At 20.8% G+C, this 318-nt stretch carries 1 protein-coding gene; it reads right to left on the reverse strand.

Annotation, left to right across the window (positions count from 1 at the left end; genetic code table 11):
* On the reverse strand, positions 1–283 hold a 283-nt coding region (locus HMPREF9441_RS18720), incomplete at its 3' end, for a hypothetical protein (protein ID WP_008623840.1).
* Positions 284–318 lie beyond the last annotated feature (35 nt).

Consider the following 318-nt stretch of genomic DNA (forward strand, 5'->3'; position numbering starts at 1 on the left):
TAGAAAAAAAATGATCTTTTTCAAATAATACTACCTTAATCCACAAAGGATATCTTTCATTAGAAAAAGATAAAAAATCTATAGCTTCTTGAAAATAAAAATATCTATTAATATTTTTTTCTTGTAAAAACCATATTCTAACATAATCGTCAAATGAATTATAAGAAACATTCTTTTCCTTAATAGGTTTTATTATAAACTTATCCTCACTACTAATATTTATATTATTTTCTATTAGTAATGAAATGAGATTATCTCGAAATTCTTTTTTTGTTAATGGCATACCTTACAACTATTTATTTTATCATCAATAACTGT

Source organism: Paraprevotella clara YIT 11840, from assembly GCF_000233955.1.
Lineage (GTDB): Bacteria > Bacteroidota > Bacteroidia > Bacteroidales > Bacteroidaceae > Paraprevotella > Paraprevotella clara.